The organism is Anoxybacillus sp. UARK-01 (assembly GCF_002075365.1).
Lineage (GTDB): Bacteria > Bacillota > Bacilli > Bacillales > Anoxybacillaceae > Anoxybacteroides > Anoxybacteroides rupiense.
Genome location: NZ_NASY01000047.1, coordinates 200,979 through 223,528, shown reverse-complemented (window position 1 = coordinate 223,528; position 22,550 = coordinate 200,979). Strand labels below are relative to the sequence as shown.

Below are 22,550 nucleotides of genomic sequence, written 5' to 3'. Positions count from 1 at the left end.
ATAATCGTTTTTGCTAATAAAAAAAGCTACCCATAATGGATAGCCTTTCATCCTTTGATTTTTGCTGCTAATTCAAGCAGCTCTTTCGCATGTTCCTTTGTCAGCTCTGTAATTTCCACCCCAGAAATCATTCGGCCAATTTCCTTAATTTTTTCATCTTCTGTAAGCGCTTTGACCGATGTTTTGGTTCGATTTCCGTCTGTTTCCTTAGAAATGAGCAAATGCGTATCCGCCATCGCTGCGACTTGCGGCAAGTGGGAGATGCAAAGCACCTGTGAGCCGACAGACACACGATAAATTTTTTCAGCAATCGCCTGCGCCACGCGTCCGCTCACTCCCGTATCCACTTCATCAAAAATGATCGATGTAACGCCTTGATGCTTAGAAAAAATACTCTTTAAGGCCAGCATGATGCGAGACAGTTCGCCTCCTGAAGCGACTTTGGCGAGAGGTTTTAACGGCTCGCCAACGTTTGTTGAAATATAAAATTCGGCGACATCAACACCGTCCTCTTGAAATTTGACAGGCACGCCATCAATTAACGGAGCATCAAGCAAGCCCTCCCGTTTGCTAAAAACAATATCGAACTGCGTCTTTTCCATATACAAATCTTTGAGTTCTTGATAAATGTGCTGAACCAGCGTTTGGGCATGCTTCATTCGCACAGCGGTAACATTTTTCGCCTCAATCAGTAAATCTTCTGTTACAGATTGCAGTTCTTTTTGAAGCTGATGAATATGCGTATCGCGATTTTGGATCGTATCAAGCTCTTGGGCAATTTTTTCTGCATATTGCAAAATATCGGCGACTGTCTGTCCATATTTTCGTTTTAAATGATTAATTTCATTCAGGCGTCCTTCAATAAAATCAAGGCGGTTCGGATCATATTCCAACTGCTCTAATTGATCGCGCAATTTATAAGCCATTTCTTCGAGTAAATAATAGCTGTTGGCGATCGTTTCATGCATTTCTCTCAAGCCGGCATCAATGTGAGCAACGTCATCTAAATGGCTCATCGTAAGCCCGATCCAATCAAGCCCGCGCTGTTCTCCATATAGCGCTTCGTAACTATTCTTTAACGCTTCATATATTTTTTGGAAGTTCACAATCTTTACTTTTTCTTCCATTAATTGTTCATCTTCATTTGGCTGCAAGCCGGCTTTTTGAATCTCATCAAGCTGAAATGTGAGCAAATCAAGGCGGTGCGCCATTTGCTGTTCATTTTCATTCAATTTTTGCAGCTGTTTTTTTAACTGTTCATATTTTCGATACACCGCTTGATACTCTTCGAGGGCCGAAGCAATTTCTGCGCCTCCATATTCATCAAGCAACGGCAAATGCCGGCTGGAATCCATTAATTCCTGATGTTCATGCTGCCCATGGATATCAACAAGAGTAGAGCCAATTTCGCGCAAAATTCCCATCGTCACCAATTTGCCATTCACGCGGCAAACGCTTTTTCCGCTTACCGAAATCTCTCGGCGCAGAATGACCATCCCTTCGCTAATATCAATGCCCACTTCTGCACATTTTTGATAGCAGGGATGCGTTTCTTCTTCTAATAAAAACAGTCCTTCAATTTCCGCTTTCTCTTCGCCGTAGCGAACAAATTCAGCGGAACCACGCCCACCAATCAACAAATGGATGGCATCAATAATAATGGACTTTCCGGCTCCTGTCTCCCCTGTCAGCACTGTCAAGCCTTTCTCAAAGGAGATCGACAGAGACTCAATAATGGCAAAATTTTTAATTGATAATTCCGCAAGCACCTTGGAATCACCTCATACTATAGCATGTCTAATAAGCGCTGCGAGATTTTTTCGGTATCCTCTGGAGTACGGCAAATAATCAAGCATGTATCATCACCGCAAATCGTTCCAACAATCTCCGTCCAATCAAGATTATCAAGCAAAGCGCCGATTGCATGAGCGTTTCCAGGCAACGTTTTCATTACAAGCATATGCCCTGCGCCATCAATTTTGACAAACGCATCCATTAAAGCACGTTTTAATTTTTGCAACGGGTTAAAACGCTGATCAGCAGGAAGGCTATATTTATACCGGCCGTTCATCATCGGCACCTTTACAAGCTGCAATTCTTTAATATCGCGTGAAACCGTTGCCTGCGTGACATTAAAGCCAGCCTCCTTCAGCATATCGACTAGCTCATCCTGCGTTTCCACTTCATAATTCGTAATAATTTCGCGAATCTTAATGTGCCTTTGTCCTTTATTCAAGATTAACACCTCACACTTGTCCTCATTTATCGCAAAAACGGGAATAACGCTTTTGTTATTCCCTTTCCTCAGCGCCCGCTTTTAATTCACTATGAGCCTGTTTGACAATGTCAGCTGGCCGCTTCGACAGTTTATTTTTGCCCGCTTCTTGTTCTCCTTCCCAACGAAGGTGAAGCAAAAACTCAATGTTTCCGTCTCCTCCCGTAATCGGAGAGTAGGATAAATCAAGTGCATCATAGCCTTCGCTAAGAGCGAAGTCAATGATGGAAACAAGAACGAGTTCATGGATGCTAGGATCACGGACAATTCCTTTTTTTCCGACATGCTCCTTTCCCGCTTCAAACTGCGGCTTGACAAGAGCGATGACATCGCTTTCTGGAACGAGCACGGTTTTTAATACAGGCAAAATCAGCTTAAGCGAAATAAACGATACATCGATCGTTGCTATTTCTGGAAGCCCTTTAGTAAAATGAGCAGGAGTAACATAGCGGAAATTCGTTCGTTCCATCACGACAACCCTCTCATCTTGCCGAAGCTTCCACGCTAATTGATTATATCCCACATCAAGCGCATATGACATTTTCGCTCCGTTTTGCAACGCGCAGTCCGTAAATCCCCCGGTCGATGCACCGATATCCAAAAGAATTTTATCCTTTACGCTTACATCAAATAGGCGCAACGCTTTTTCAAGCTTTAATCCGCCTCGGCTCACATAGGGCAAAGCATTTCCTTTCACAGTAAGCGGAATGTCGGCAGGCACCTTTTCTCCCGGCTTGTCTAGGCGCATTTCATTAGAATAGACAAGCCCTGCCATAATCGCCCGTTTGGCTTTTTCCCGCGTTTCCATTAATCCTCGTTCAACTAATAACACATCCACACGTTCTTTTTTTCCTTTCATCTCTCATGCCCTTTTTTGTTTTCTCGGTATGATCTTCTTAACGCGATCAACGACATGCGCGGTTGTTAAACCGATTTCCTGAAGCAGTTCTTTCACGCTTCCATGCTCAATAAAGCGATCCGGGATGCCCATGCGCTGGATCATCGCTTGATGGTAGCCGTGATCATGAGCAAACTCCAGCACCGCACTACCAAATCCCCCCATGAGTGCCGCTTCTTCAATCGTTAGCATCGGTATACCACTTTCCAGCAACTCATGCAGCATCAATTCATCCATTGGTTTAATAAATCTTGCATTGACCACTTTGACCGATATATTTTCCTTTGCCAGCTTTTCGGCGGCTTCTAATGCCATCGGAACGGTCGTTCCAAACGTTAAAATGGCAATATCGCGACCTTCGCGCAGCGTTTCCCATGTTCCGATCGGGATGGCATGAAGTTCTTCATCCATCTTTACTCCAAGCCCGTTTCCGCGCGGAAAGCGAAGCGCAATCGGCCCATCATCATATTGAATCGCCGTATAAACCATATGTTGGCCTTCATTTTCATCCTTTGGCATCATCAGCACAAGGTTCGGCACATGCCGCAAAAAGGCAATGTCAAATACTCCCTGGTGCGTTTCCCCATCTGCGCCGACAAGACCGGCACGGTCAATCGCAAAAAACACGTTTAAATTTTGTCTACAGACATCATGGACCACTTGGTCATACGCCCGTTGCAAAAATGTAGAATAAATCGCTAAAAATGGTTTCATGCCTTGTGTAGCCAGTCCTGCTGCCAAAGTGGTCGCATGCTGCTCGGCAATGCCAACATCATACATGCGGTCCGGAAACTCAGCAGCAAAGCCTTCCAGCTTGGAGCCGACAGGCATAGCTGGAGTAATGGCAACAATACGTTCGTCTGTACGTGCAAGCTTTCTTACTGTTTCGCTTACTAACTTACTCCATGATGGAGCTTGGTCGGCCGACTTTAAAAAGTCCCCTGTTTCAATTTTATAAGGACCTGTCCCATGCCATGTGCCCGTTTTATCGTTTTCCGCTGGCTCATATCCCTTTCCTTTTTTCGTGATGACATGAAGCAAAACCGGACCTTTGATTTTTTTGGCATAATGCAAATTCTCAAACAGATCATCAAAATCATGGCCATTTACTGGTCCAAGATACGTAAAGCCCAGCTCTTCAAAAAACACGCCGGAAACAAGCAAATACTTTAAGCTATCCTTTAGACGTTCAGCTGTTGCCGCAATTTTTCCGCCCACAGCCGGAATTTTTTTTAAAAGCATTTCCAGTTCGTCTTTTACCCATTGATATTTCCCTGCTGTGCGCAAGCGACCTAGCACATTATGAAGCGCCCCGACATTCGGAGCAATCGACATTTCATTATCGTTGAGAATGACGATCATATCTTTTTTCTCATGTCCGATATGATTCAATGCTTCAAGTGCCATTCCTCCGGTAAGAGCACCATCGCCAATAATAGGAACAATATATTCATCCGTTCCTTTTAAATCACGGGCAATGGCCATGCCCATCGCCGCAGATAGCGAGGTTGAGCTGTGTCCTGTTTCCCACACATCATGATCGCTTTCACTCCGCTTTGGAAAGCCGCAAAGTCCTTTATATTGCCGCAATGTATCAAATTCATTCGCACGTCCAGTTAAAATTTTATGAACATAAGATTGGTGACCGACATCCCAAATCAGTTTATCTTTCGGGCTGTCAAAGACTTTATGGAGCGCGATTGTTAACTCGACAACCCCAAGATTCGGGCCGATATGTCCACCTGTTTTCGAGAGCTTCTCTACTAGAAATTGACGAATATTCGCGCTCAATTGAATCAGTTCTTCTTTTGACATCGACTTCAAAAAGCGCGGATTAGTAATATTGGTTAGCTCCAAACGAGATCACTCGCTTTCGTTTTATCACTGATATCATATAAAGATTACTTATTATTATACATGATAAATGGTTAAAGAAAAATGTCCCGCTGCGATTTCATCAGACAGGCGAAAAAAGAGCCGCTAACACAAATGTGATAACGGCACGTGGTCTCCATTTTCTTAGTATAACATAATAGCATCAGAATATCGAATCAACCATTTTCAAAATCCGTCCTGAAATGTTAATAGTCACGGGTAGCGACCAAATCGCATATATAGCGCAATATTTCTTCCTGAACACGAGCGGCCTTCAAACAATGCTTCGCTGCTTCTATGTGAAAATACAGCTTTTCTTTTGCGCCATCCATCGTTAATAGCGATGGGTACGTGACTTTTTCGTTTTCAATATCGCTTCCGACTTTTTTTCCCATTTTCTCTTCTGTTCCTTCAATATCCAGAATGTCATCGCGAATTTGAAAGGCAAGCCCTAAATGGGAAGCGAACTCGTCAAGCTGTGCAACTTGCGCATCGTCTGCGCCCGCTAACCAAGCGCCAGCTAATACGCTATATTGCAGCATTTTTCCTGTTTTATGACGATGAATGTATTCTAATTGCGAAAGCGACAACGGCTGTCCTTCCCCTTCGATATCGGCCATTTGCCCAGCTACCATTCCTTCTGGCCCCGCTGCTTTAGCCAGTTCAGCGATCAGTTTGAGCTTTACTTCTGCGGACACGCGGTTGTCCATGCCAGCAATCAATTGAAATGCGTATGTAAGCAATCCATCTCCTGCCAAAATGGCAGTCGCTTCACCAAACACTTTATGATTCGTTGGTTTCCCTCTGCGCAAATCATCATTATCCATACATGGCAGGTCGTCATGAATAAGGGAATACGTATGAATCATTTCAATGGCACATGCGACAGGGAGTCCAATTTCGCTTTTCTTTCCAAATGCATGCAGCGTTGCGAATAAAAGCAATGGACGAATTCGTTTTCCGCCTGCTTCAAGCGAGTACAACATAGCATCCTTTAGCGTATCCGGGGCATCAAGCCCGGCAATATAGGCGGAAAGCGCTGCGTCGATGCGCGGTTTGTTTTCATTTAAAAATTGCTCTATCAATCCTTACTCCTCCTCAATCGAAAAAGGCGCCAATTGCCCGTCTTCCCGCAAAATATACTCCATTTGCTTTTCAGCATGCTGCAGCTTGTCATGGCACCATTTTGAGAGCCTCATTCCTTCTTGAAAAAACGAAATCGCTTGTTCAAGAGGAACGTTTCCCTCTTCAAGTTTTCCCACAATTTCCTCAAGCTGTTTCATCGCTTCTTCAAACGTTAATTCTTTTTCTTCACTCATCAGAAGCTTCCTCCATTCCCCATACGTGGCAATCAAGCCGTCCATCCTGCAAGCGAACTTGGATCGCATCTCCTGGCTGAATCTGCCGCACGCTCGTCACAAGCTCATCCTTTTCATTATAGACTAAGCTATAGCCGCGTTCCATAATTTTAAGCGGACTCAATGCCTGCAGCTGTGACAGCAGTGAAGTAAATTGCCACTGTTTTTGCTTTAATAGCGCTTGTATTTCTTTTTCAAGTGACTTTGTCAGCATTCGCTGCTTCTCAGACATTTGCGCTAGCTGTTCTGCCGGATGATAGGTTTCAAGCCTTAAATGAAGCTGCTCAAATCGCTCCTGCTTTCGCTCGAAAAGGCGCTGGGTTTGCCGTTTAAGGCGATCCAAGAAAGAATCGAGCTGCTGCTCTTTTTGCTCATATAGCTTCTTCGGATAGCGGAAGGCATAAGACTTTTGCAAGCGGCTTAACCGATCGGATTCGATGGTGATTTTTTCCTTAACTGCCCGAATCAGCCTTTCTTTTCGTTGGGTTATTCTTTCGGCCAGCTCGGCGACGTGAGGAGCTGCCAATTCAGCCGCTCCAGTAGGTGTCGGCGCACGCAAATCAGCGACAAAGTCAGCGATCGTAAAATCTGTTTCGTGTCCAACTGCGGAAATAATCGGAATGCGAGAAGCAAAAATCGCCCGTGCCACCTGCTCCTCATTAAACGCCCATAGCTCCTCGATCGATCCTCCGCCTCGGCCGACAATTAACACATCCACGTTCCCGAATTCATTCGCTTTTTCAATCGCTTGAACAATTGACCCGGCTGCATGCTCCCCTTGGACAATGGCTGGAAATAAAATGACGGTTCCAAGCGGATAGCGGCGCCGGATCGTTGTGATAATATCGCGAATCGCCGCTCCTGTTGGAGACGTTACCACTCCGATACAGCGAGGAAATAAGGGGATCGGCTTTTTATGCTCCGGGGCAAACAGCCCTTCTGCTTCCAACTGTTTTTTCAACTGCTCATACGCCAAATATAAATTTCCGATCCCTTCCGGCTGCATCTCTTTCACATAAATTTGATAATTTCCGCTCGGTTCATAGACAGAAATTTCGCCGCGGACAAGCACATTCATCCCGTTTTCGGGACGAAACGCCAAATAGCGATTATAACCAGCAAACATAACCGCTTGAATTCTTGCATTTTCATCCTTGAGCGTAAAATACATATGCCCCCGCGAATGGCTCGTAAAATTGGAGATTTCTCCTTTGATCCATAAATCCTGAAGATGCGGATCAACTTCAAACTTTCGTTTAATATATTTTGTCAGCGCTGTAACCGTTACATATTTAATTTCTGCCACAACATCATCCCCGCTTATCGCTGAACTTGCTGATGCCCATATTCGCGTGCCGCTTCAACAGTATTATGGAGAAGCATCGTAATCGTCATCGGTCCGACTCCCTTTGGCACAGGGGTCAAATAGCTTGCCACCTCTTTCACTTCTTCAAAGCGCACATCCCCGCATAATTTGCCATTTTCCAAGCGATTGACGCCGACATCAATAACAATGGCTCCTTCTTTCACATGATCAGCTCCAATCATGTTGGCTCGGCCGACAGCTACAATTAAAATATCAGCTTGACGAGTCATTGCTGCTAAATCCTTTGTTTTAGAATGACAATAGGTAACCGTAGCATGCTCACGCAAAAAGAGTTGCCCAACTGGTTTACCGACAATATTGCTGCGGCCAACCACCACTACATGCTTCCCAGCAATTTCGACGCCAAGTGACTGTACCATAAATAAAATGCCGTAAGGAGTGCAAGGAAGAAACGCTTTTTGTCCAATCATCATTCGACCGATATTAATGGGATGGAAGCCATCAACATCCTTTTCCGGGGCAATCGTTTCAATCACGTTCAACTCATCAATATGCGGCGGAAGCGGAAGTTGTACTAAAATACCGTGAATGGACGGATCCGCATTCAATTGCTTGATTTGTTCTAATAAAGCGGCTTCGGTAATGGTATCAGGGAATGTAAGTAATATCGAGCGAATCCCGACTTCAGCGCACGCTTTTTGTTTCCCCTTCACATAGGAATGCGAAGCAGGATTATCACCGACAAGAATCACGGCTAGCCCCGGTTCAATTCCTTTGCTTTTCAGCTGTTCTACCTCTTTTGCTAATTGTGCACGCTTTTCTTTCGCTAATTCTGTACCACTAATGATTTGTGCCGTCATCGTTCTAGCTCCCCTTTATTTTATGATAGGTTTTCCGATATCAGTCACTCGTGGTGCTAGTTTGAGCACGACGCTATCCCGACATTTGTCTCCGTGTGAACAGGCGATCATTGATGTTGATAGTCGGGAAAACGCAGCTTTTACATACAGGACACGGACAACAAAAAATCCATTTTATCTGACACCACGAGTATAAGCGGTTAACAAATAAAGCACGATGAAAATCGCCTGATTTCCCTATTTTCTCCCAAAGCGCTTAAGGAAACAGCTGCTGTCTCTAACGGCCCCGATCTTTATTCACGCCAAGCATCGGCCGCTTATTTTTGTCACAATAAAACAGACAGGAGCTGTTTGCGTTCTGCCTCTCATTTTGTCGCTGGCCCGTATAATGCGTCCTTTACCTTTGAAAGAACTCCGTTAATAAATCGGCCTGATTTGTCATCCCCAAACTTTTTCGCCAACTCAATGGCTTCGTCCAAAATGACTTTAACAGGCACATCCTCTGTATACTTCATTTCATATGTCGCCATGCGCAAGATCGCTCGATCCACGTTAGCCACTCGTTGAAGCGTCCATTTTTCTAAATGGTCAGATAATAACGCATCAATTTCCGTTTGGTGCTCCATTACCCCGAAAACAAGCTGACGTAAAAACGGATCGGCTTCCTCCTCTTTTTTTATTACATTTTGAATCGCCTCTTCCGGCTCGATATGGCCAACATCAATTTGAAACAAGGCTTGCAATGCTTTTTCTCTCGCTGTATGCCTCTTCATTATGTTCACTCCTTTACAAATAAACGAACGTTATGTGATGATCATACCATATTTTTTCGCTAAACGACACTATAATCCGTACAAATCATTTAGATGACACAAAAAATTATCGCCTTTTCTCCATATCCCGAAAAAGGATCTGTCCATTAAGATACCAAAGTTTCAAAAAAATACAAGGGGGCTCATGAATGATATCATGAAAAGCCCCCTTTTCGCCCTTTTATTGCTCAACCTCTAGTTCTTGCTGCTTCGCTGTTTCAAGCTGAATTCCAACAATGTGAACGTTGATTTCGCTTGTTTCCAGTCCAGTCATATTAAAGAGTGCCTGACGGACATTTTCTTGAATTTTCTTAGCCACATTTGGAATAGAAACGCCGAATTGGACAAGGCAATAAATATCGATCGCTACTCCTTCTTCCTTTACGTCTACCTTCACGCCTTTTCCGTGATTTTTCTTTCCGAACCGCTCAACAACACCGGCTGCAAAATTTCCGCGCATTTGCGCAACTCCTTCAACCTCGTTTGCTGCGATTCCAGCAATGACCTCAATGACCTCTGGAGCAATTTCCACTTTTCCTAAGCTTGCTGCTCCCTGCTCAATGTCAAATACATTTTCTGACATTCACCGCTCCTCCTTTATGATGATTTCATGACATCATACAACTCAAGAAACTTTGTATTAAAATCTCCCTGCACGAATTTTTCGTGCTCTAATAATTTTAAGTGGAATGGAATCGTTGTATGAATGCCTTCAATAACAAATTCACTTAGCGCTCGTTTCATGCGCGCGATCGCTTCTTCTCTTGTAGGAGCATGCACAATCAGTTTGGCGATCATGGAATCATAATAAGGTGGAATCATGTAGCCTGGATATGCCGCGGAATCCACACGAACTCCTAACCCTCCAGGAGGAAGGTACATTTGAATGCGACCTGGAGACGGCATGAAATTTTTCTCGGGATTTTCAGCATTAATGCGGCATTCGATTGCCCAGCCATTAAACGTCACGTCTTCTTGTGTAAGAGAAAGCTTTTCTCCTGATGCCACACGAATTTGTTCTCTAATTAAATCAACTCCTGTAATCAGTTCCGTAACAGGATGTTCCACTTGGATACGCGTGTTCATTTCCATAAAATAGAACTTTTTAGCTTTATGGTCAAAAATGAACTCAACGGTTCCCGCGCCTGTGTAGTTGACCGCTTTGGCCGCTTTTACTGCCGCTTCTCCCATCTGTTCGCGTATGTTTTCGTCAAGAGCTGGAGACGGCGCTTCCTCTACAAGCTTTTGTAAACGGCGCTGAATGGAACAGTCGCGTTCTCCCAAATGAATCACATTGCCGTGAGCATCAGCAAGCACTTGGATTTCGACATGCCGAAAATCCTCAATGTATTTCTCAATATATACACCCGGATTCCCAAACGCAGTGGCGGCTTCTTGTTGCGTGATATTAATTCCCTTTATTAATTCTTGTTCGTTTCTAGCCACGCGAATTCCTTTTCCGCCTCCGCCTGCTGTCGCTTTAATAATAACAGGATAGCCAATTTCATTCGCCAACGCAAGCGCTTCGTCGATACTTTCAATAATTCCTTTTGAACCTGGAACGATTGGGACTCCGGCCTCGCGCATCGTTTCGCGCGCAATATCCTTTATTCCCATTTTTGTAATCGCTTCCGGACTTGGACCAACAAATGTCACATTGCACTCACGGCAAAGCTCAGCAAATGCAGCATTTTCCGCCAAAAAACCATACCCTGGGTGGATCGCATCACTGCCTGTTAGCATAGCGACACTCATAATATTCGTAAAGTTTAAATAGCTATCTTTAGAAGCTGTTGGTCCAATACAATACGCCTCATCAGCTAATTGGACGTGCAACGCCTCCCGATCCGCTTCGGAAAATACAGCTACCGTTTCAATGCCAAGCTCTTTGCAGGCACGAATGACGCGAACAGCAATTTCGCCTCGGTTCGCTACTAATAATTTTTTGATCATGGCTCGTCCTCTCCTTATTCAGTTTTTACAAGGAATAAAGGCTGTCCATATTCGACGAGCTGCCCGTTTTGCACAAGAATTTCTACAATCTCACCGTTAACTTCTGCCTCAATCTCATTAAATAGCTTCATTGCTTCAATAATGCAAACAACCGTATCTGGCTTTACTTTATCACCCGTCTTCACATATGGCGCTGCATCTGGCGATGGAGCTGCATAAAATGTACCAACCATCGGAGAAGTAATTTTATGTAAATTTTCTGCTTTCACCGTTTCTTGCTTCGGTGCTTCTGCCGGCTTTGTCTCCGGAACAGCTGGAGCTGCTTCCATCTGTGGCGCTGCTTCTTTCACAACAGCTACTGGTGCTGGTTCTACGACTGCTGCTTTTGCAACCGCTTCAACCGGGACGCTTCCATTTGGCTTCTTCATATGAACCTTTACTCCATCATGCTCATATAAAAATTCCTCAATACTAGATTGGTCAATAAGTCGAATGATTTCGCGAATTTCTTGAATTTTCAACATTGTTCACACCTCTCGCCCCAAAATAATTTCATATACTACCATCATACGACAGACCTTCCCTCATATTCAACTGTAGAATTTAACTAGGCCGTTTGATTTATTACCTAGTCATATAAACAATTTCTATTATATAGCATAAGAACAATTTTTCCACTGTAAAAATAAACTGCCTCTTCATTTGACATATGAACACTGGTGATACTAGTTGGGCATAATATGTAACAATGGCTGAGATCGCTTGATCCCTCCACGTTCCTGATGTGAGTGGGAATAATCGCGACTAACCAACACGAAGTTCTTTATCCCCCACTCATGCCATAAGCATTGAAAGGGGCGATCAGCGAGGATAAGAAAAGCGCAAAGCGTCCGCCAAGGAGAGCTCGAACTAAGCCAAGCTTGATTCTGCGGCGGGCAACGCAAGTGAGGGGACTCCACTTGTCGCCGCCGCAGTGTGGGGCAGATCCGACTCGAGATGATGGCGCTTGAAGCTAGACAGCAGCTTACTTTTTTGAAAAGTCTAAATACAAATTCTGCGAGGATAAAAAAACTGGCATCCTTTTGGAAGCCAGCTCTTCGCTTGCTTATTTGACGGGCTGAAACTCGACAGCTATATCCTGCATATCCTTCATCTCGCTTTTTACAAGCTGGATAATTTCATTAGCCGCTTTTGTCGAGCTTTGTTTTGCTTTTACCATTACTCTTACTGTGTCGCCATCAGCACGAACGAGTACGTCTTCGTATCCACCCTTGGATTTAATTAATGTCTCTAATGTTGCCTCTTTATTAGCGATCGTTTGAAGTTGTTGCATTTTTTCATATGCGTCATTCTTTTGCTCCGGTGTTGTGTTTGATGAAGTAACAATGGTATTTAATTGATCTCGCTGGCGGCTGCGTTCATCCTCAATTTGTAAGCGCAATGCCGTAAATACATCGTCATCGCTCGTAGCGCTTGAAGTGACCTTTTCATCCTTTGCCTCCGCTTCATCCACCGCGACATTTGCCCTTTCTTTTGTAGAAGCTGTTTTTTCTGTTTGGTTTGTTTGATTTTGCTCATCCGTAAAAGCAACGCTATCATTCATATCTTTTGGCGCTGTTACGTAATACACCGATAATACGACAACTAAACTCAACATTGTTAATAACCAAACTGTTTGCTTTTTTAACATTTCCATCGATCCTCCCCTATTTTTTTGGCAGTACAGCAACTCGGTAGCTCGGCACATTTAGCACACGCGTTACTGCTTCTACAATCCACTGTTTCACCTGCAGATTATCCGCTCCTTTAGCTACAACAAGCACCCCGCGAATATCTGGTTTTTTCGTCGTTACGACAATCGGTGTTTCTTTATCGCCATCCTGTATAATGACGACTTGTTCATTTGATGAATAATTTTGAATTTTACGTGTCCCGCCTTCTTTGTCTGTTTCATCCGTTGTTTGCTGCTGAGTTACTTCGTTTTTTTCTAATATTTGCATCTCTGTAGCATCCACGTTGACAACAACTTTGACATCACGCACTCCTTGGATATCTTCAAGCGCTGATTTTAGCTGCTCCTCGTAGCGTTGTTCATATTCGGCAATCACCTTAGCTTTCGTGTCCTTGTTGCGTCCAAAGGTCTCGACAGCCTGCTCATCCGTCTCCTGTTTTAAAGCCGCGACAGAGTCCGCCGGTGCCGCATCATTTTTCCAATTATGGCTCATTAGCATAAACAAAACACCAAGCAGCAGTAGCACAAAAACGTAAGAAATCGGCGTTGCCTTCTTTTCGCCAGTTCCTTTTTCTTGTGGTTCTAGCCAGCGTTTAATGAACGGAAACATCCCCCCATTCCCTCCCCTCGATTTGTACATCGATTTTTTCTTCATGTACATCCCATTTTGCTGCAAAGAACGAAGCGAGCTTTTTTGTTTGTTCGGTTTCTTCAGCTGATGGTTCAAGCGATTTCGCCGTATCAATCACGACAGGCTGAACCGCTTCGGGATCTTGCGATTTACTTACAATGACTTTAATGGTTTGAATATCATCAGGAATTTGTAATGATTCATGTTCATTTTCTTTTGTTTGTACAACAATTTGTTTGACAGTCAATCCATATTGCTTCATCAACTCCTCAGCTACTTGTTTTTTCATCTGGACAGCCGTTTGTTCTAAAATATATGCACGTTGTGAGGCTTGTATTTCTTTTTTCTTGTTTTCTAGTTCATTTTTCATCATATCTTGCTGTCCGTAGTCTTCCTCTGTAATGGCAGCGAGAAAACGATTGACATCAATCGAGAAAATATGTAAAAGAGGTGATAGCATAACAAGAAGAAGAATCAGTCCGACCACCATTTTTACATATTTTTGAAAAGAAGAGGAAGGGAGCAGCAAGTCGATAATCGTCGCAAATAAGATGAATAGAATGATATTGGTAACCCACTCTGTAATCACATGCATCCCGTTTCCCCCTTCTACCGCACCATCATCGCGATATTTCCGGCTGTAATGATCACAGTTAAACTAAGAAAAAACATCAATGATACGATTGCTAATGCTGCAAAAACATAAGTAATGCTCTTGCTTATCACATTCAAGCACGATATAATGGCGCCGCCGCCAAGCGGCTGTAAAACCGCAGCTGAAAGCTTATAAATAAAAGCAATCACAAAAATCTTTAAAGCCGGGAAAATGACAATCATTAACAAAAGTGCTACCCCGACAATACCTACCGCGTTTTTCAATAACATAGAAGCGGTGACAACGGTATCAGCTGCATCCGTAAACATTTTTCCAACGACAGGAACAAAATTTCCCGTGACAAACTTTGTCGTTCGTAAAGCAATGCCATCGGCAACGGCCGAGGTTGTCCCTTTTACAGACATAACGCCAAGAAAAACCGTTAAAATGGCGCCGAGCGTCCCAACGGCTACCTTTGTGAGCAAATCGGCCAGTTGCGTCACTTTGTAATGCTCAGACATCGTGCTGACAATTCCTAATAGCGCTGCCAAAAATAAAAGAGGGAGCGTCACATACTGTACAACCACTCCAGTTGTATTCATTAAAAATAGAATGATAGGATGAAAAAACGCAGCAGAGATTAATCCGCCGGAAGAAGCGAGCAAGGCTAACAAAAGAGGGACCATGGCAACCATAAAATGCGTCATTGTCTGGATGGCTTCATGCGCATACTCCATCGCGAGACGAAAGCTATTTAAAGCAATAATAATGAGCATCATATAGACAACGGCATAAGCTACCTTACTAACTGCCTGCTGCTCAAAAGCTGTTTGTAGCGACTGCAAAAACATGCTAAATACGGTTAATAAAATAAGCGTACCAAGAAGTTTCCCATTCATTTGCAACTCGTACATCAGAAATTTGAGCAACGCTAGAAGCCATTCTTTCATCGACCACTCTTTTTGTCCTTGCAAAAACTGGACAAGTGATCCTTTTTGACTTTCCGGCAAAAATCCGCCATACTTTGTCACGATTTCATTCCAATATTGCTGCACCTCATCAATTCCAAGCGCTTCTATCTGCTTTTGCATAAGCGGCTGATGATCAGCGGCAGCTTGTACAATGTGCGGAATGAAAAAAAAGAAGCCGCACCAGATCAGGGATATCAACGTTTTTTTCAATCCATCACCCCCTTTGCTATGACGTAGGAATGAGCCCGATGACCGTTTCAATAATGGCGGTTAAAATCGGGATGGCCATCGCCAAAATTAAAATTTTTCCCCCCAGCTCAATTTTGGAAGCAATCGCCCCTTGACCGGCATCTTTCGAAATTTGCGCTGCAAATTCGGCAATATAAGCAATACCAATAATTTTTAAAATCGTTTCAAAATAAATCATATTAATCTTTGTATCAGAGACCATTTTTTGAAGCATATGAATAATATGGCTAATTTGATCAATCAAAAACAGAAAAATCACACAACCAACAAACACCGTCAACAAAAACGCCACACTGGATTTTTGCTCCTTAAGCAAAATGGCTAAAAACGTTGCAATCAGCCCGATCCCTACAATTTGCAATATTTGAATGGCTCTTCCCCTCCTAGCTTTGAAACAAAAATACGTCCTTAATTTTTTGAAATAAATCGCTAACAATGGAGGCCACCATAAATAAAATGTAAATGAAGCCGAGCAGCGTCACCCATTGGGCATATTCCTTTTTCCCCATCTGGTCCAGCACGGTATGCAAAAACGCAACAACGATGCCAACTCCAGCAATTTTAAAAATGATATCGACATCAATTCCCATAGCTGCTTCCTCCTAATTAGATCAATAAAATAATAATGAGCAATCCTGTGAGCAAACCTAAGCTTTTAGCCATTTTTTCATAACGCGCTTTTTTCTCTAGCGCATCTTGTTCTTCTCTTTCAAGGTGGACGATTGCTAGAGCGATCTGCTTTTGCTGGGCCATTCGATCATACTGCCCTAATGTTTCGCCAAATTGCTTCATCACTTCAAACTCCCCTTGTTTGAGCGCCGTAGCTCCCCAGATGCTTTGCAAGCTTTCCTGCCATGCTTCTTTTACGCTCGTTTCCCCCGTTTGGAGCGTTTCCGCAAATTGCTGGAAAAAACGCGAGAGAGGCAGAGGCAGCTGGTTCGCCAAATGCAAGGCAGCTTCTGATAGCGGTGTATGCCCATACATAATCTCTGCTTCGAGTGCCTGCAATGCGGTTTTTAATTGCCGCAATTGCCGCGGACGCTCGCTGAGTCTGTTGGCTGTTTCAAATCCTGTCCATGTTGTCGCCAGTAAAATAAGAAGAGCGCCAATCCATTTCATCTTCTTGCCACCGCCTCATAGAGCACCGTTCCATTTTGATCTGTGATGCGGCGAACGGTTCCTGGTCCCCGTTCGTTTGTTAATTCGATAAATCGATCAAATACACGCTGTTCAATCATTGCACGTAATGTTGGCCGTAAAGCGACATCGTTCCAATTTTTCCCATGAACTGTCGTCCAAACGCAAACTCCCGCATGAACAGCTTCTAATAAGGCTTCGCTATCCTCTATACGGCCAATTTCATCGACAATTAACACCTCCGGACTCATCGAACGAATCATCATCATCATTCCTTCGGCCTTTGGACAAGCATCTAATACATCAATGCGGTGACCTAAATCAAATTGAGGAATGCCTTTCACACATCCGGCAATTTCTGAACGTTCATCCACAATTCCGACCTTTTTTGGAGGAATTTTCTTCATCGGTACGCCAGTGCTGACCATTCGTGCGATATCGCGGAGCAGTGTCGTTTTGCCTGTTTGCGGAGAGCCAATAATCATCGTGCTACACCAACGACCATCGTATACATATGGAATCAGCGGCTCAGCAATTCCAACTTTTTGTCTGGCTATGCGAATATTAAAGGAGGTAACATGTCGGATCGCTTTCACATTTCCTCCATCTGTAATCACTTTCCCGGCTAGTCCTACACGATGGCCGCCTTGAATCGTGATAAATCCTCTTTTCAGCTCTTCCTCCATCGCATAAATGGAATAGTGGCTAATTTTATTCAGAAGATGTGTGCCATCTTCAGCGGTCACTTCGTACGGCAGAAAATGAACCATCCCCTTCATCGTTACCTCAAGCGGTTTCTGAATTCTGATCCGAATTTCTTCGAGTTCCTCTTTCCAAGAAGGAGGCAGCTTCAAAAGAGCGGAGCTGATTGTTTTTGGCAGAATTTCGATAATCTCATTCATCTTTCCCCCTCCTTTTCCATAAGTGCACACCCCTTATTTATAGATGCCAACTAAAATCAAACCAACACCAAGGGCAATCCAAAATAATTTAGAAAATGAAAGCTCGTCCGCTACGGAAAGAAGGCCAATTGTCATCGTTACTATAAAAATAATCGGGCCGACAATGGCAAGAATCGCATTGACGGCAACCGCTTTTTTTACGTCATTGAGACAAAGCATGATGATCGCAGCAGTCAGTTCAATTGTCGCCGACAAAAAACGCATTCCAGCCATGGAAAGCACCGTTGAATCGATCATGGACAACCATCGCTTCATGGGTTCCTCCTCATAAATAAAATGATTAGTACAAACGTATGCAACGCTCATTCATTTCAGAAGCAATTTTTTGCATAAAAAAACTCCTTGCTAAAAAGCAAGGGATCAGGTGGTTGACAAAAAACGCTTTCATCCCGTGTCACTGTCCGCATTCGTCCGCTCATGAACTTCTTTATTCCCATTTCCTCTGCATTCGGATTCGTTGCTTCCCTGTTGAGCGTTTTTAAGCAGGACTGATGCGAAAAAGTGCCTACAAATAAAAATGATGGTAGGCAAACGCTAAGTTAGCTTTGCCTACCATCCCTATCATTCGCTTAAGCGCGGGAAACATAAGTTCCGTCTGTTGTATTGATAATGAGCACATCTCCTTCATTTACAAAGAACGGCACTTGAACAACAAGCCCTGTTTCTAATGTAGCTGGTTTAGAACCGCCAGAAGCCGTATCACCTTTAATGCCCGGCTCTGTTTCCACCACTTTCAACTCTACTGTATTTGGAAGCTCTACACCGATCGTTTCGCCTTGATACATCATAATAAAGACTTCCATGTTTTCTTTTAGAAATTTCAACTCATACTCGATTTGCTGTGAGGAAAGCTCAATTTGCTCATACGTTTCTGTATCCATAAACACGTGCTGATCGCCGTTTGCATATAAGTATTGCATTTTGCGATTGTCAATTTGCGCACGGTTGACTTTTTCACCGGCGCGGAACGTTTTTTCTTGAATAGCACCTGTGCGAAGGTTGCGAAGCTTGGAACGAACAAATGCAGCTCCCTTTCCTGGTTTTACGTGCTGGAATTCAATGACGCGCCAAATATCGCCATCTACTTCAATCGTTAATCCTGTACGAAAATCGTTCACTGAAATCATTGACGAATGTCCTCCCACTTACAAGTATTATAAAATGATCAACTCTTTTGGTGAGCGAGTCAGCGGATCATTACCATCCGCGGTGACAACCGTATCATCCTCAATACGCACACCGCCAAGCCCTGCTATGTAAATTCCTGGTTCGACCGTCACCACCATGCCCGGCTCCAATCTTACATCAGAACGAACCGATAGTGTCGGCCCTTCGTGAATCTCCAGACCGATTCCATGACCGGTGGAATGCCCGAAATGCTCGCCATATCCTTGTTCCGAAATATAATCACGGGTCAGCGCATCTGCTTCTTTTCCAGTCATGCCCGGCTTAATTCCTTCCATGCCGCGCAGCTGTGCTTTTAATACAATATCATAAATCTTTTTTAGCTCATCGCTGACTTCACCAACCGCGACGGTTCGGGTGATATCCGAACAGTAGCCGTGGTAATAAGCACCAAAATCGAGCGTGACGAATTCCCCTTTTTCAATGATTTTGTCAGTTGCCACTCCGTGCGGTAATGCTGACCGATAGCCAGATGCAACGATAATATCAAACGAAGACGAAATAGCGCCCTGCTTGCGCATAAAAAATTCTAATTCATGAGCAACCTCGATTTCCCGTACCCCGGGGCGAATAAACTGAAGTATATGGTTGAACGCTGCATCAGCAATCTCCGCTGCTTCCTTTAATATCTTAATCTCTGAATCCGACTTAATCAAGCGTAACTTTTCAACTAAACCGGAAACAGGGACAAGCACCACTTCCGCCTCTCTTTCATAGGCTTGAAAAGTGGCATAGGATAGATGATCCTGTTCAAAACCAAGCTTTTTAATTTGAAGGCGGGCCGCCTGTTTAGCTACTTCTTCGATGATGGAACCAGCATGCTGAACAATCTCGTATCCTTTAATTTGCTTGGCAGCTTGTTCAGCATAACGAAAGTCCGTAATAAATACCGCTTCTGTTTTGCTGATCACCGCTACGCCGGCCGTTCCGGTAAAGCCTGTCATATAGCGGCGATTATAGCTGTTTGTAATCAACATTCCATCAATGCCGTACTCAGCAAAACAAGCACGTAGTTTTTCTAGTTTTTCCATGCTCTCTCCCCTTCCCCTAATTTGTCCAATAGCGCTAAAATGGCTAAGCGATATCCGGTCACGCCAAGACCCACAATTTGTCCGATCACTACCGGTGCAATGACCGACTCATGGCGGAACGGCTCGCGGGCATGGATGTTGGAAATATGTACTTCAATGACCGGGACATTAACACTGGCAATGGCATCACGAATGGCATAACTATAATGAGTAAATGCGCCTGCATTTAAAATCACACCATCATACACACCATCGGCAGCATGAATTTGCTCGATGATGTCTCCTTCGTGATTGCTCTGAACGCATGCCAGTTCTGTTTCCCGTTCGGATGCAAACGAGATTAACTGCTGCTCTAAGTCGTGCAAAGTTCCGCTTCCGTAAACATGAGGCTCTCGTTTGCCAAGCAAATTTAAGTTTGGACCATTAATTAAAAGAAGACGTGCCATTTCTGCAACCCCTTTTAAGCCAAATCGCCAAAATGTTTAAACAATCATATTTTAGCATAAAAAGGGTTGGGCCACTACTCATTTCTTACCTGTGTTTGCGTATACTCGCTTTCTTGATGTTCAAACGAAATGGAGTAACCGATGAACAGACCATACAAAATATACAAGCAGATGGTTGTAATAACCGTATTCCGTTCAAGCTCAGAGACAGAACGCAATCCCGGAATCAGCGGATTCAGCACATAAAACACAATAATCCATAATGCTACACCGTATCCGATGCCTGCCCACATGCTTTTTATTTTACGCAACAGCACATAATAAAGTAGAGCCACTAATATAGATAATAAACCGATGAGGAAAATGGCAAGATAATTTCCCGTCTTTCCATATTTCCAATCACCAAAATTCCATGGAAGCAGAAGCATATTAGGACTTAATTCCGTAAAATGAAAAAAGCTAGCCAAATATCCCAGCAAACTCCAAAATATACCGCCGACAAATCCAGTAATCATCGCTTTCATTAACAGCGACATCGGTTGTTCACGCTGATTTTGTTCAAGTGATTGACCATTGTCCTTCATGAATGCTTGACACCTCCTTTTTGTTAGTATGGCCCTTCATCGGCAAATTCATGACTATATATCACAAGTGTTGATTGTCCATTATTTTCGTACGGAATCATACGGCCACACATAAGCGGTCAGCATGTCCAGTCGACAAGCAAGTGGCTCGTACAACCAAGAACCGGGCAATATTAGTTGGATCATCAACATAACTGACTATATAAATGTAACTTGTCCTCTTAACACTTGCAGCAATAGGAAGTTGGGGACATTTTTCCACGATTGGGCACTCCGCCGCGCTTTGGCATAACGAAGATCCCTCACCGCCTTGCATTCAGTCGTTGAAAAAATGGGACTCTGCTTTGGAATGGGCTATCGGTTCAACCTTTTAGCTGTATCTATTATAGATGCAACTTAAGACTTTAACATGTATCTGAACAATGCGGTTGAGTGGACGAACAGCGCCGCTTCATCGATCCATAGATGATCCGGCTGTTCGAATTCTTGCCACATGCTCACGTGACAAAAAGCCCCCCAAAACTTCTCCAACCGTCGGTGTTCCATAGAGACCATTCGCAACAGGTTGCATTTATATCCATATAAACAAAAAAAAACTCGTTTGGCATGTCTATCCATTTTTATTTTTGGAAATGATAATCATAGCATCGACCTAGAGGTTTCTCGCTATTTCTTGTAGAATAGAATATAAATAACGAAATAGGTTGGTGTCGACACGATGGAGAAAATGATCAAACCGATATATGGCGGGCAAGCCGTGGTAGAGGGCGTGATGTTTGCAGGAAGAAAGCATTCTGTAACCGCGATTCGCCGAAAAGATCAGACAATCGAATATTTTCATATGCTTCGCCAAACAAATCCAACATTATCATTTTTAAAAAGGATTCCTTTGATTCGCGGAATTGTCGCTATCTTAGAAGCGAGCGCAAACGGCGCCAAGCATTTTCAGTTTGCTAGTGAACGCTACGATTTAGACCCAAAAGATGACGACACGCTGAATGAGCCAAAAAAAGAAGAGTCGAAGCTGTCTTTGATTCTCAGCGTAGCAGTCATTGGCGTCTTATCATTTCTGTTCGGGAAATTTTTATTCACCATTATTCCGGTGTTTTTAGCGAATTTTACAAAACCTCTTTTTCCGACGAAAACAGCGCAGGTGTTGGTGGAAGGAGCGTTTAAGCTACTGCTGTTGCTTACTTATATTTACGCTGTTTCTCTGACGCCGTTAATTAAGCGTGTATTCCAATACCACGGAGCGGAGCATAAGGTGATCAACGCCTTTGAAAGTAACGTTCCGCTTACGATCGAAAATGTTCAGCGGCAATCGCGCCTGCATTATCGGTGCGGCAGCAGCTTTATTCTATTTACTGTTATTGTCGGTGTCTTTGTCTACTTGGCTGTTCCGACAGATCCGCTTTGGTTGAGAATTGTTAACCGTATTGCCTTAATTCCGGTCGTGCTGGGGATCTCTTTCGAAGTCCTGCAGTTTACTAACCGGTTAAGAAGCATTCCCGTACTGCGCTGGCTCGGCTATCCGGGCTTATGGCTGCAGCTGCTGACAACAAAAGAACCGAGCGACGAGCAAGTGGAAGTGGCGATTGCTTCATTTCAGGAGCTCCTTCGGCTAGAAGAAGGACAGGAGGCAACCAAAGCCGTTCGGTAATTATCAGGG

Annotated in this window: 26 protein-coding genes; 1 reads left to right on the top strand and 25 read right to left on the bottom strand. The window is 43.7% G+C overall.

Features of this window, described 5'->3' with window-relative positions:
- Positions 1 to 47: 47 nt before the first annotated feature.
- The 25 genes from recN to B6A27_RS13145 all read right to left on the bottom strand — a co-directional run bounded on the left by recN (position 48) and on the right by B6A27_RS13145 (position 20,881).
- Positions 48 to 1,769 (bottom strand): DNA repair protein RecN, encoded by a 1,722-nt coding sequence (gene recN / locus B6A27_RS13265; protein WP_044744468.1) that lies wholly within the window; start codon positions 1,767 to 1,769, stop codon positions 48 to 50.
- A gap of 17 nt (positions 1,770 to 1,786) precedes the next feature.
- Entirely contained in the window at positions 1,787 to 2,236 is a 450-nt protein-coding gene (gene ahrC / locus B6A27_RS13260) for a transcriptional regulator AhrC/ArgR (protein ID WP_044744684.1), read from the bottom strand.
- 55 nt (positions 2,237 to 2,291) lie between these two features.
- On the bottom strand, positions 2,292 to 3,134 hold the full coding sequence (locus B6A27_RS13255; protein ID WP_044744469.1) for a TlyA family RNA methyltransferase: 843 nt from the start codon (positions 3,132 to 3,134) through the stop codon (positions 2,292 to 2,294).
- A 3-nt stretch (positions 3,135 to 3,137) separates the two neighbouring features.
- The gene (dxs, locus tag B6A27_RS13250; protein ID WP_066145743.1) at positions 3,138 to 5,030 is read right to left on the bottom strand and encodes a 1-deoxy-D-xylulose-5-phosphate synthase; all 1,893 of its coding nucleotides are present in this window, start codon (positions 5,028 to 5,030) and stop codon (positions 3,138 to 3,140) included.
- A 224-nt stretch (positions 5,031 to 5,254) separates the two neighbouring features.
- Positions 5,255 to 6,130: a polyprenyl synthetase family protein gene (locus tag B6A27_RS13245; RefSeq protein ID WP_066146533.1), complete on the bottom strand. Its 876-nt coding sequence runs from the start codon at positions 6,128 to 6,130 to the stop codon at positions 5,255 to 5,257.
- A 6-nt stretch (positions 6,131 to 6,136) separates the two neighbouring features.
- Entirely contained in the window at positions 6,137 to 6,367 is a 231-nt protein-coding gene (locus B6A27_RS13240) for an exodeoxyribonuclease VII small subunit (protein ID WP_044744471.1), read from the bottom strand.
- Positions 6,360 to 7,712, bottom strand: coding sequence for an exodeoxyribonuclease VII large subunit (gene xseA / locus B6A27_RS13235; RefSeq protein WP_080862327.1), 1,353 nt, complete (start codon positions 7,710 to 7,712; stop codon positions 6,360 to 6,362). The genes B6A27_RS13240 and xseA overlap by 8 nt, the downstream gene beginning before the upstream one ends.
- Positions 7,713 to 7,726: 14 nt before the next feature.
- Entirely contained in the window at positions 7,727 to 8,593 is an 867-nt protein-coding gene (gene folD, locus B6A27_RS13230) for a bifunctional methylenetetrahydrofolate dehydrogenase/methenyltetrahydrofolate cyclohydrolase FolD (RefSeq protein ID WP_066145749.1), read from the bottom strand.
- Positions 8,594 to 8,958: 365 nt separating this feature from the next.
- Positions 8,959 to 9,366, bottom strand: a complete 408-nt coding sequence (nusB, locus tag B6A27_RS13225) for a transcription antitermination factor NusB (RefSeq protein WP_044744474.1) — start codon at positions 9,364 to 9,366, stop codon at positions 8,959 to 8,961.
- 220 nt (positions 9,367 to 9,586) lie between these two features.
- A complete protein-coding gene (locus B6A27_RS13220; RefSeq protein WP_044744475.1) occupies positions 9,587 to 9,988 on the bottom strand; it encodes an Asp23/Gls24 family envelope stress response protein in 402 nt (133 codons plus the stop codon).
- A 14-nt stretch (positions 9,989 to 10,002) separates the two neighbouring features.
- Complete coding sequence (accC, locus tag B6A27_RS13215; protein ID WP_080862326.1) at positions 10,003 to 11,358, bottom strand: acetyl-CoA carboxylase biotin carboxylase subunit; 1,356 nt, start codon at positions 11,356 to 11,358, stop codon at positions 10,003 to 10,005.
- Between the two features lie 14 nt (positions 11,359 to 11,372).
- Positions 11,373 to 11,882 (bottom strand): acetyl-CoA carboxylase biotin carboxyl carrier protein, encoded by a 510-nt coding sequence (accB, locus tag B6A27_RS13210; RefSeq protein WP_201722565.1) that lies wholly within the window; start codon positions 11,880 to 11,882, stop codon positions 11,373 to 11,375.
- 581 nt (positions 11,883 to 12,463) lie between these two features.
- Entirely contained in the window at positions 12,464 to 13,048 is a 585-nt protein-coding gene (locus tag B6A27_RS13205) for a SpoIIIAH-like family protein (protein WP_080862482.1), read from the bottom strand.
- A 16-nt stretch (positions 13,049 to 13,064) separates the two neighbouring features.
- Positions 13,065 to 13,700, bottom strand: coding sequence for a stage III sporulation protein AG (gene spoIIIAG / locus B6A27_RS13200; RefSeq protein WP_044744478.1), 636 nt, complete (start codon positions 13,698 to 13,700; stop codon positions 13,065 to 13,067).
- Positions 13,684 to 14,316 carry a stage III sporulation protein AF gene (spoIIIAF, locus tag B6A27_RS13195; protein WP_066145754.1) on the bottom strand — a complete coding sequence of 211 codons (633 nt, stop codon included), beginning with the start codon at positions 14,314 to 14,316 and terminating at the stop codon, positions 13,684 to 13,686. Before spoIIIAF ends, spoIIIAG begins: the two co-directional genes overlap by 17 nt.
- Positions 14,317 to 14,330: 14 nt before the next feature.
- The gene (gene spoIIIAE, locus B6A27_RS13190; protein ID WP_080862325.1) at positions 14,331 to 15,497 is read right to left on the bottom strand and encodes a stage III sporulation protein AE; all 1,167 of its coding nucleotides are present in this window, start codon (positions 15,495 to 15,497) and stop codon (positions 14,331 to 14,333) included.
- A 16-nt stretch (positions 15,498 to 15,513) separates the two neighbouring features.
- Entirely contained in the window at positions 15,514 to 15,897 is a 384-nt protein-coding gene (gene spoIIIAD, locus B6A27_RS13185) for a stage III sporulation protein AD (protein ID WP_066145761.1), read from the bottom strand.
- A 22-nt stretch (positions 15,898 to 15,919) separates the two neighbouring features.
- The gene (gene spoIIIAC, locus B6A27_RS13180) at positions 15,920 to 16,126 is read right to left on the bottom strand and encodes a stage III sporulation protein AC (protein WP_027407755.1); all 207 of its coding nucleotides are present in this window, start codon (positions 16,124 to 16,126) and stop codon (positions 15,920 to 15,922) included.
- Positions 16,127 to 16,142: 16 nt separating this feature from the next.
- On the bottom strand, positions 16,143 to 16,655 hold the full coding sequence (gene spoIIIAB, locus B6A27_RS13175; protein ID WP_066145764.1) for a stage III sporulation protein SpoIIIAB: 513 nt from the start codon (positions 16,653 to 16,655) through the stop codon (positions 16,143 to 16,145).
- Positions 16,652 to 17,575, bottom strand: a complete 924-nt coding sequence (spoIIIAA, locus tag B6A27_RS13170; protein ID WP_066145767.1) for a stage III sporulation protein AA — start codon at positions 17,573 to 17,575, stop codon at positions 16,652 to 16,654. Before spoIIIAA ends, spoIIIAB begins: the two co-directional genes overlap by 4 nt.
- Positions 17,576 to 17,608: 33 nt before the next feature.
- Complete coding sequence (locus B6A27_RS13165) at positions 17,609 to 17,890, bottom strand: YqhV family protein (RefSeq protein WP_080862324.1); 282 nt, start codon at positions 17,888 to 17,890, stop codon at positions 17,609 to 17,611.
- A gap of 314 nt (positions 17,891 to 18,204) precedes the next feature.
- A complete protein-coding gene (gene efp, locus B6A27_RS13160; protein ID WP_044744485.1) occupies positions 18,205 to 18,762 on the bottom strand; it encodes an elongation factor P in 558 nt (185 codons plus the stop codon).
- Positions 18,763 to 18,789: 27 nt separating this feature from the next.
- Positions 18,790 to 19,851, bottom strand: a complete 1,062-nt coding sequence (locus B6A27_RS13155; RefSeq protein WP_080862323.1) for a M24 family metallopeptidase — start codon at positions 19,849 to 19,851, stop codon at positions 18,790 to 18,792.
- Complete coding sequence (gene aroQ, locus B6A27_RS13150; protein ID WP_066145773.1) at positions 19,839 to 20,297, bottom strand: type II 3-dehydroquinate dehydratase; 459 nt, start codon at positions 20,295 to 20,297, stop codon at positions 19,839 to 19,841. Before aroQ ends, B6A27_RS13155 begins: the two co-directional genes overlap by 13 nt.
- Before the next feature lie 74 nt (positions 20,298 to 20,371).
- On the bottom strand, positions 20,372 to 20,881 hold the full coding sequence (locus B6A27_RS13145) for a YqhR family membrane protein (RefSeq protein WP_080862322.1): 510 nt from the start codon (positions 20,879 to 20,881) through the stop codon (positions 20,372 to 20,374).
- Between the two features lie 727 nt (positions 20,882 to 21,608).
- Between B6A27_RS13145 and B6A27_RS13140 the strand changes: the two genes are divergently transcribed.
- Positions 21,609 to 22,541: a DUF1385 domain-containing protein gene (locus tag B6A27_RS13140; protein WP_080862481.1), complete on the top strand. Its 933-nt coding sequence runs from the start codon at positions 21,609 to 21,611 to the stop codon at positions 22,539 to 22,541.
- Positions 22,542 to 22,550 lie beyond the last annotated feature (9 nt).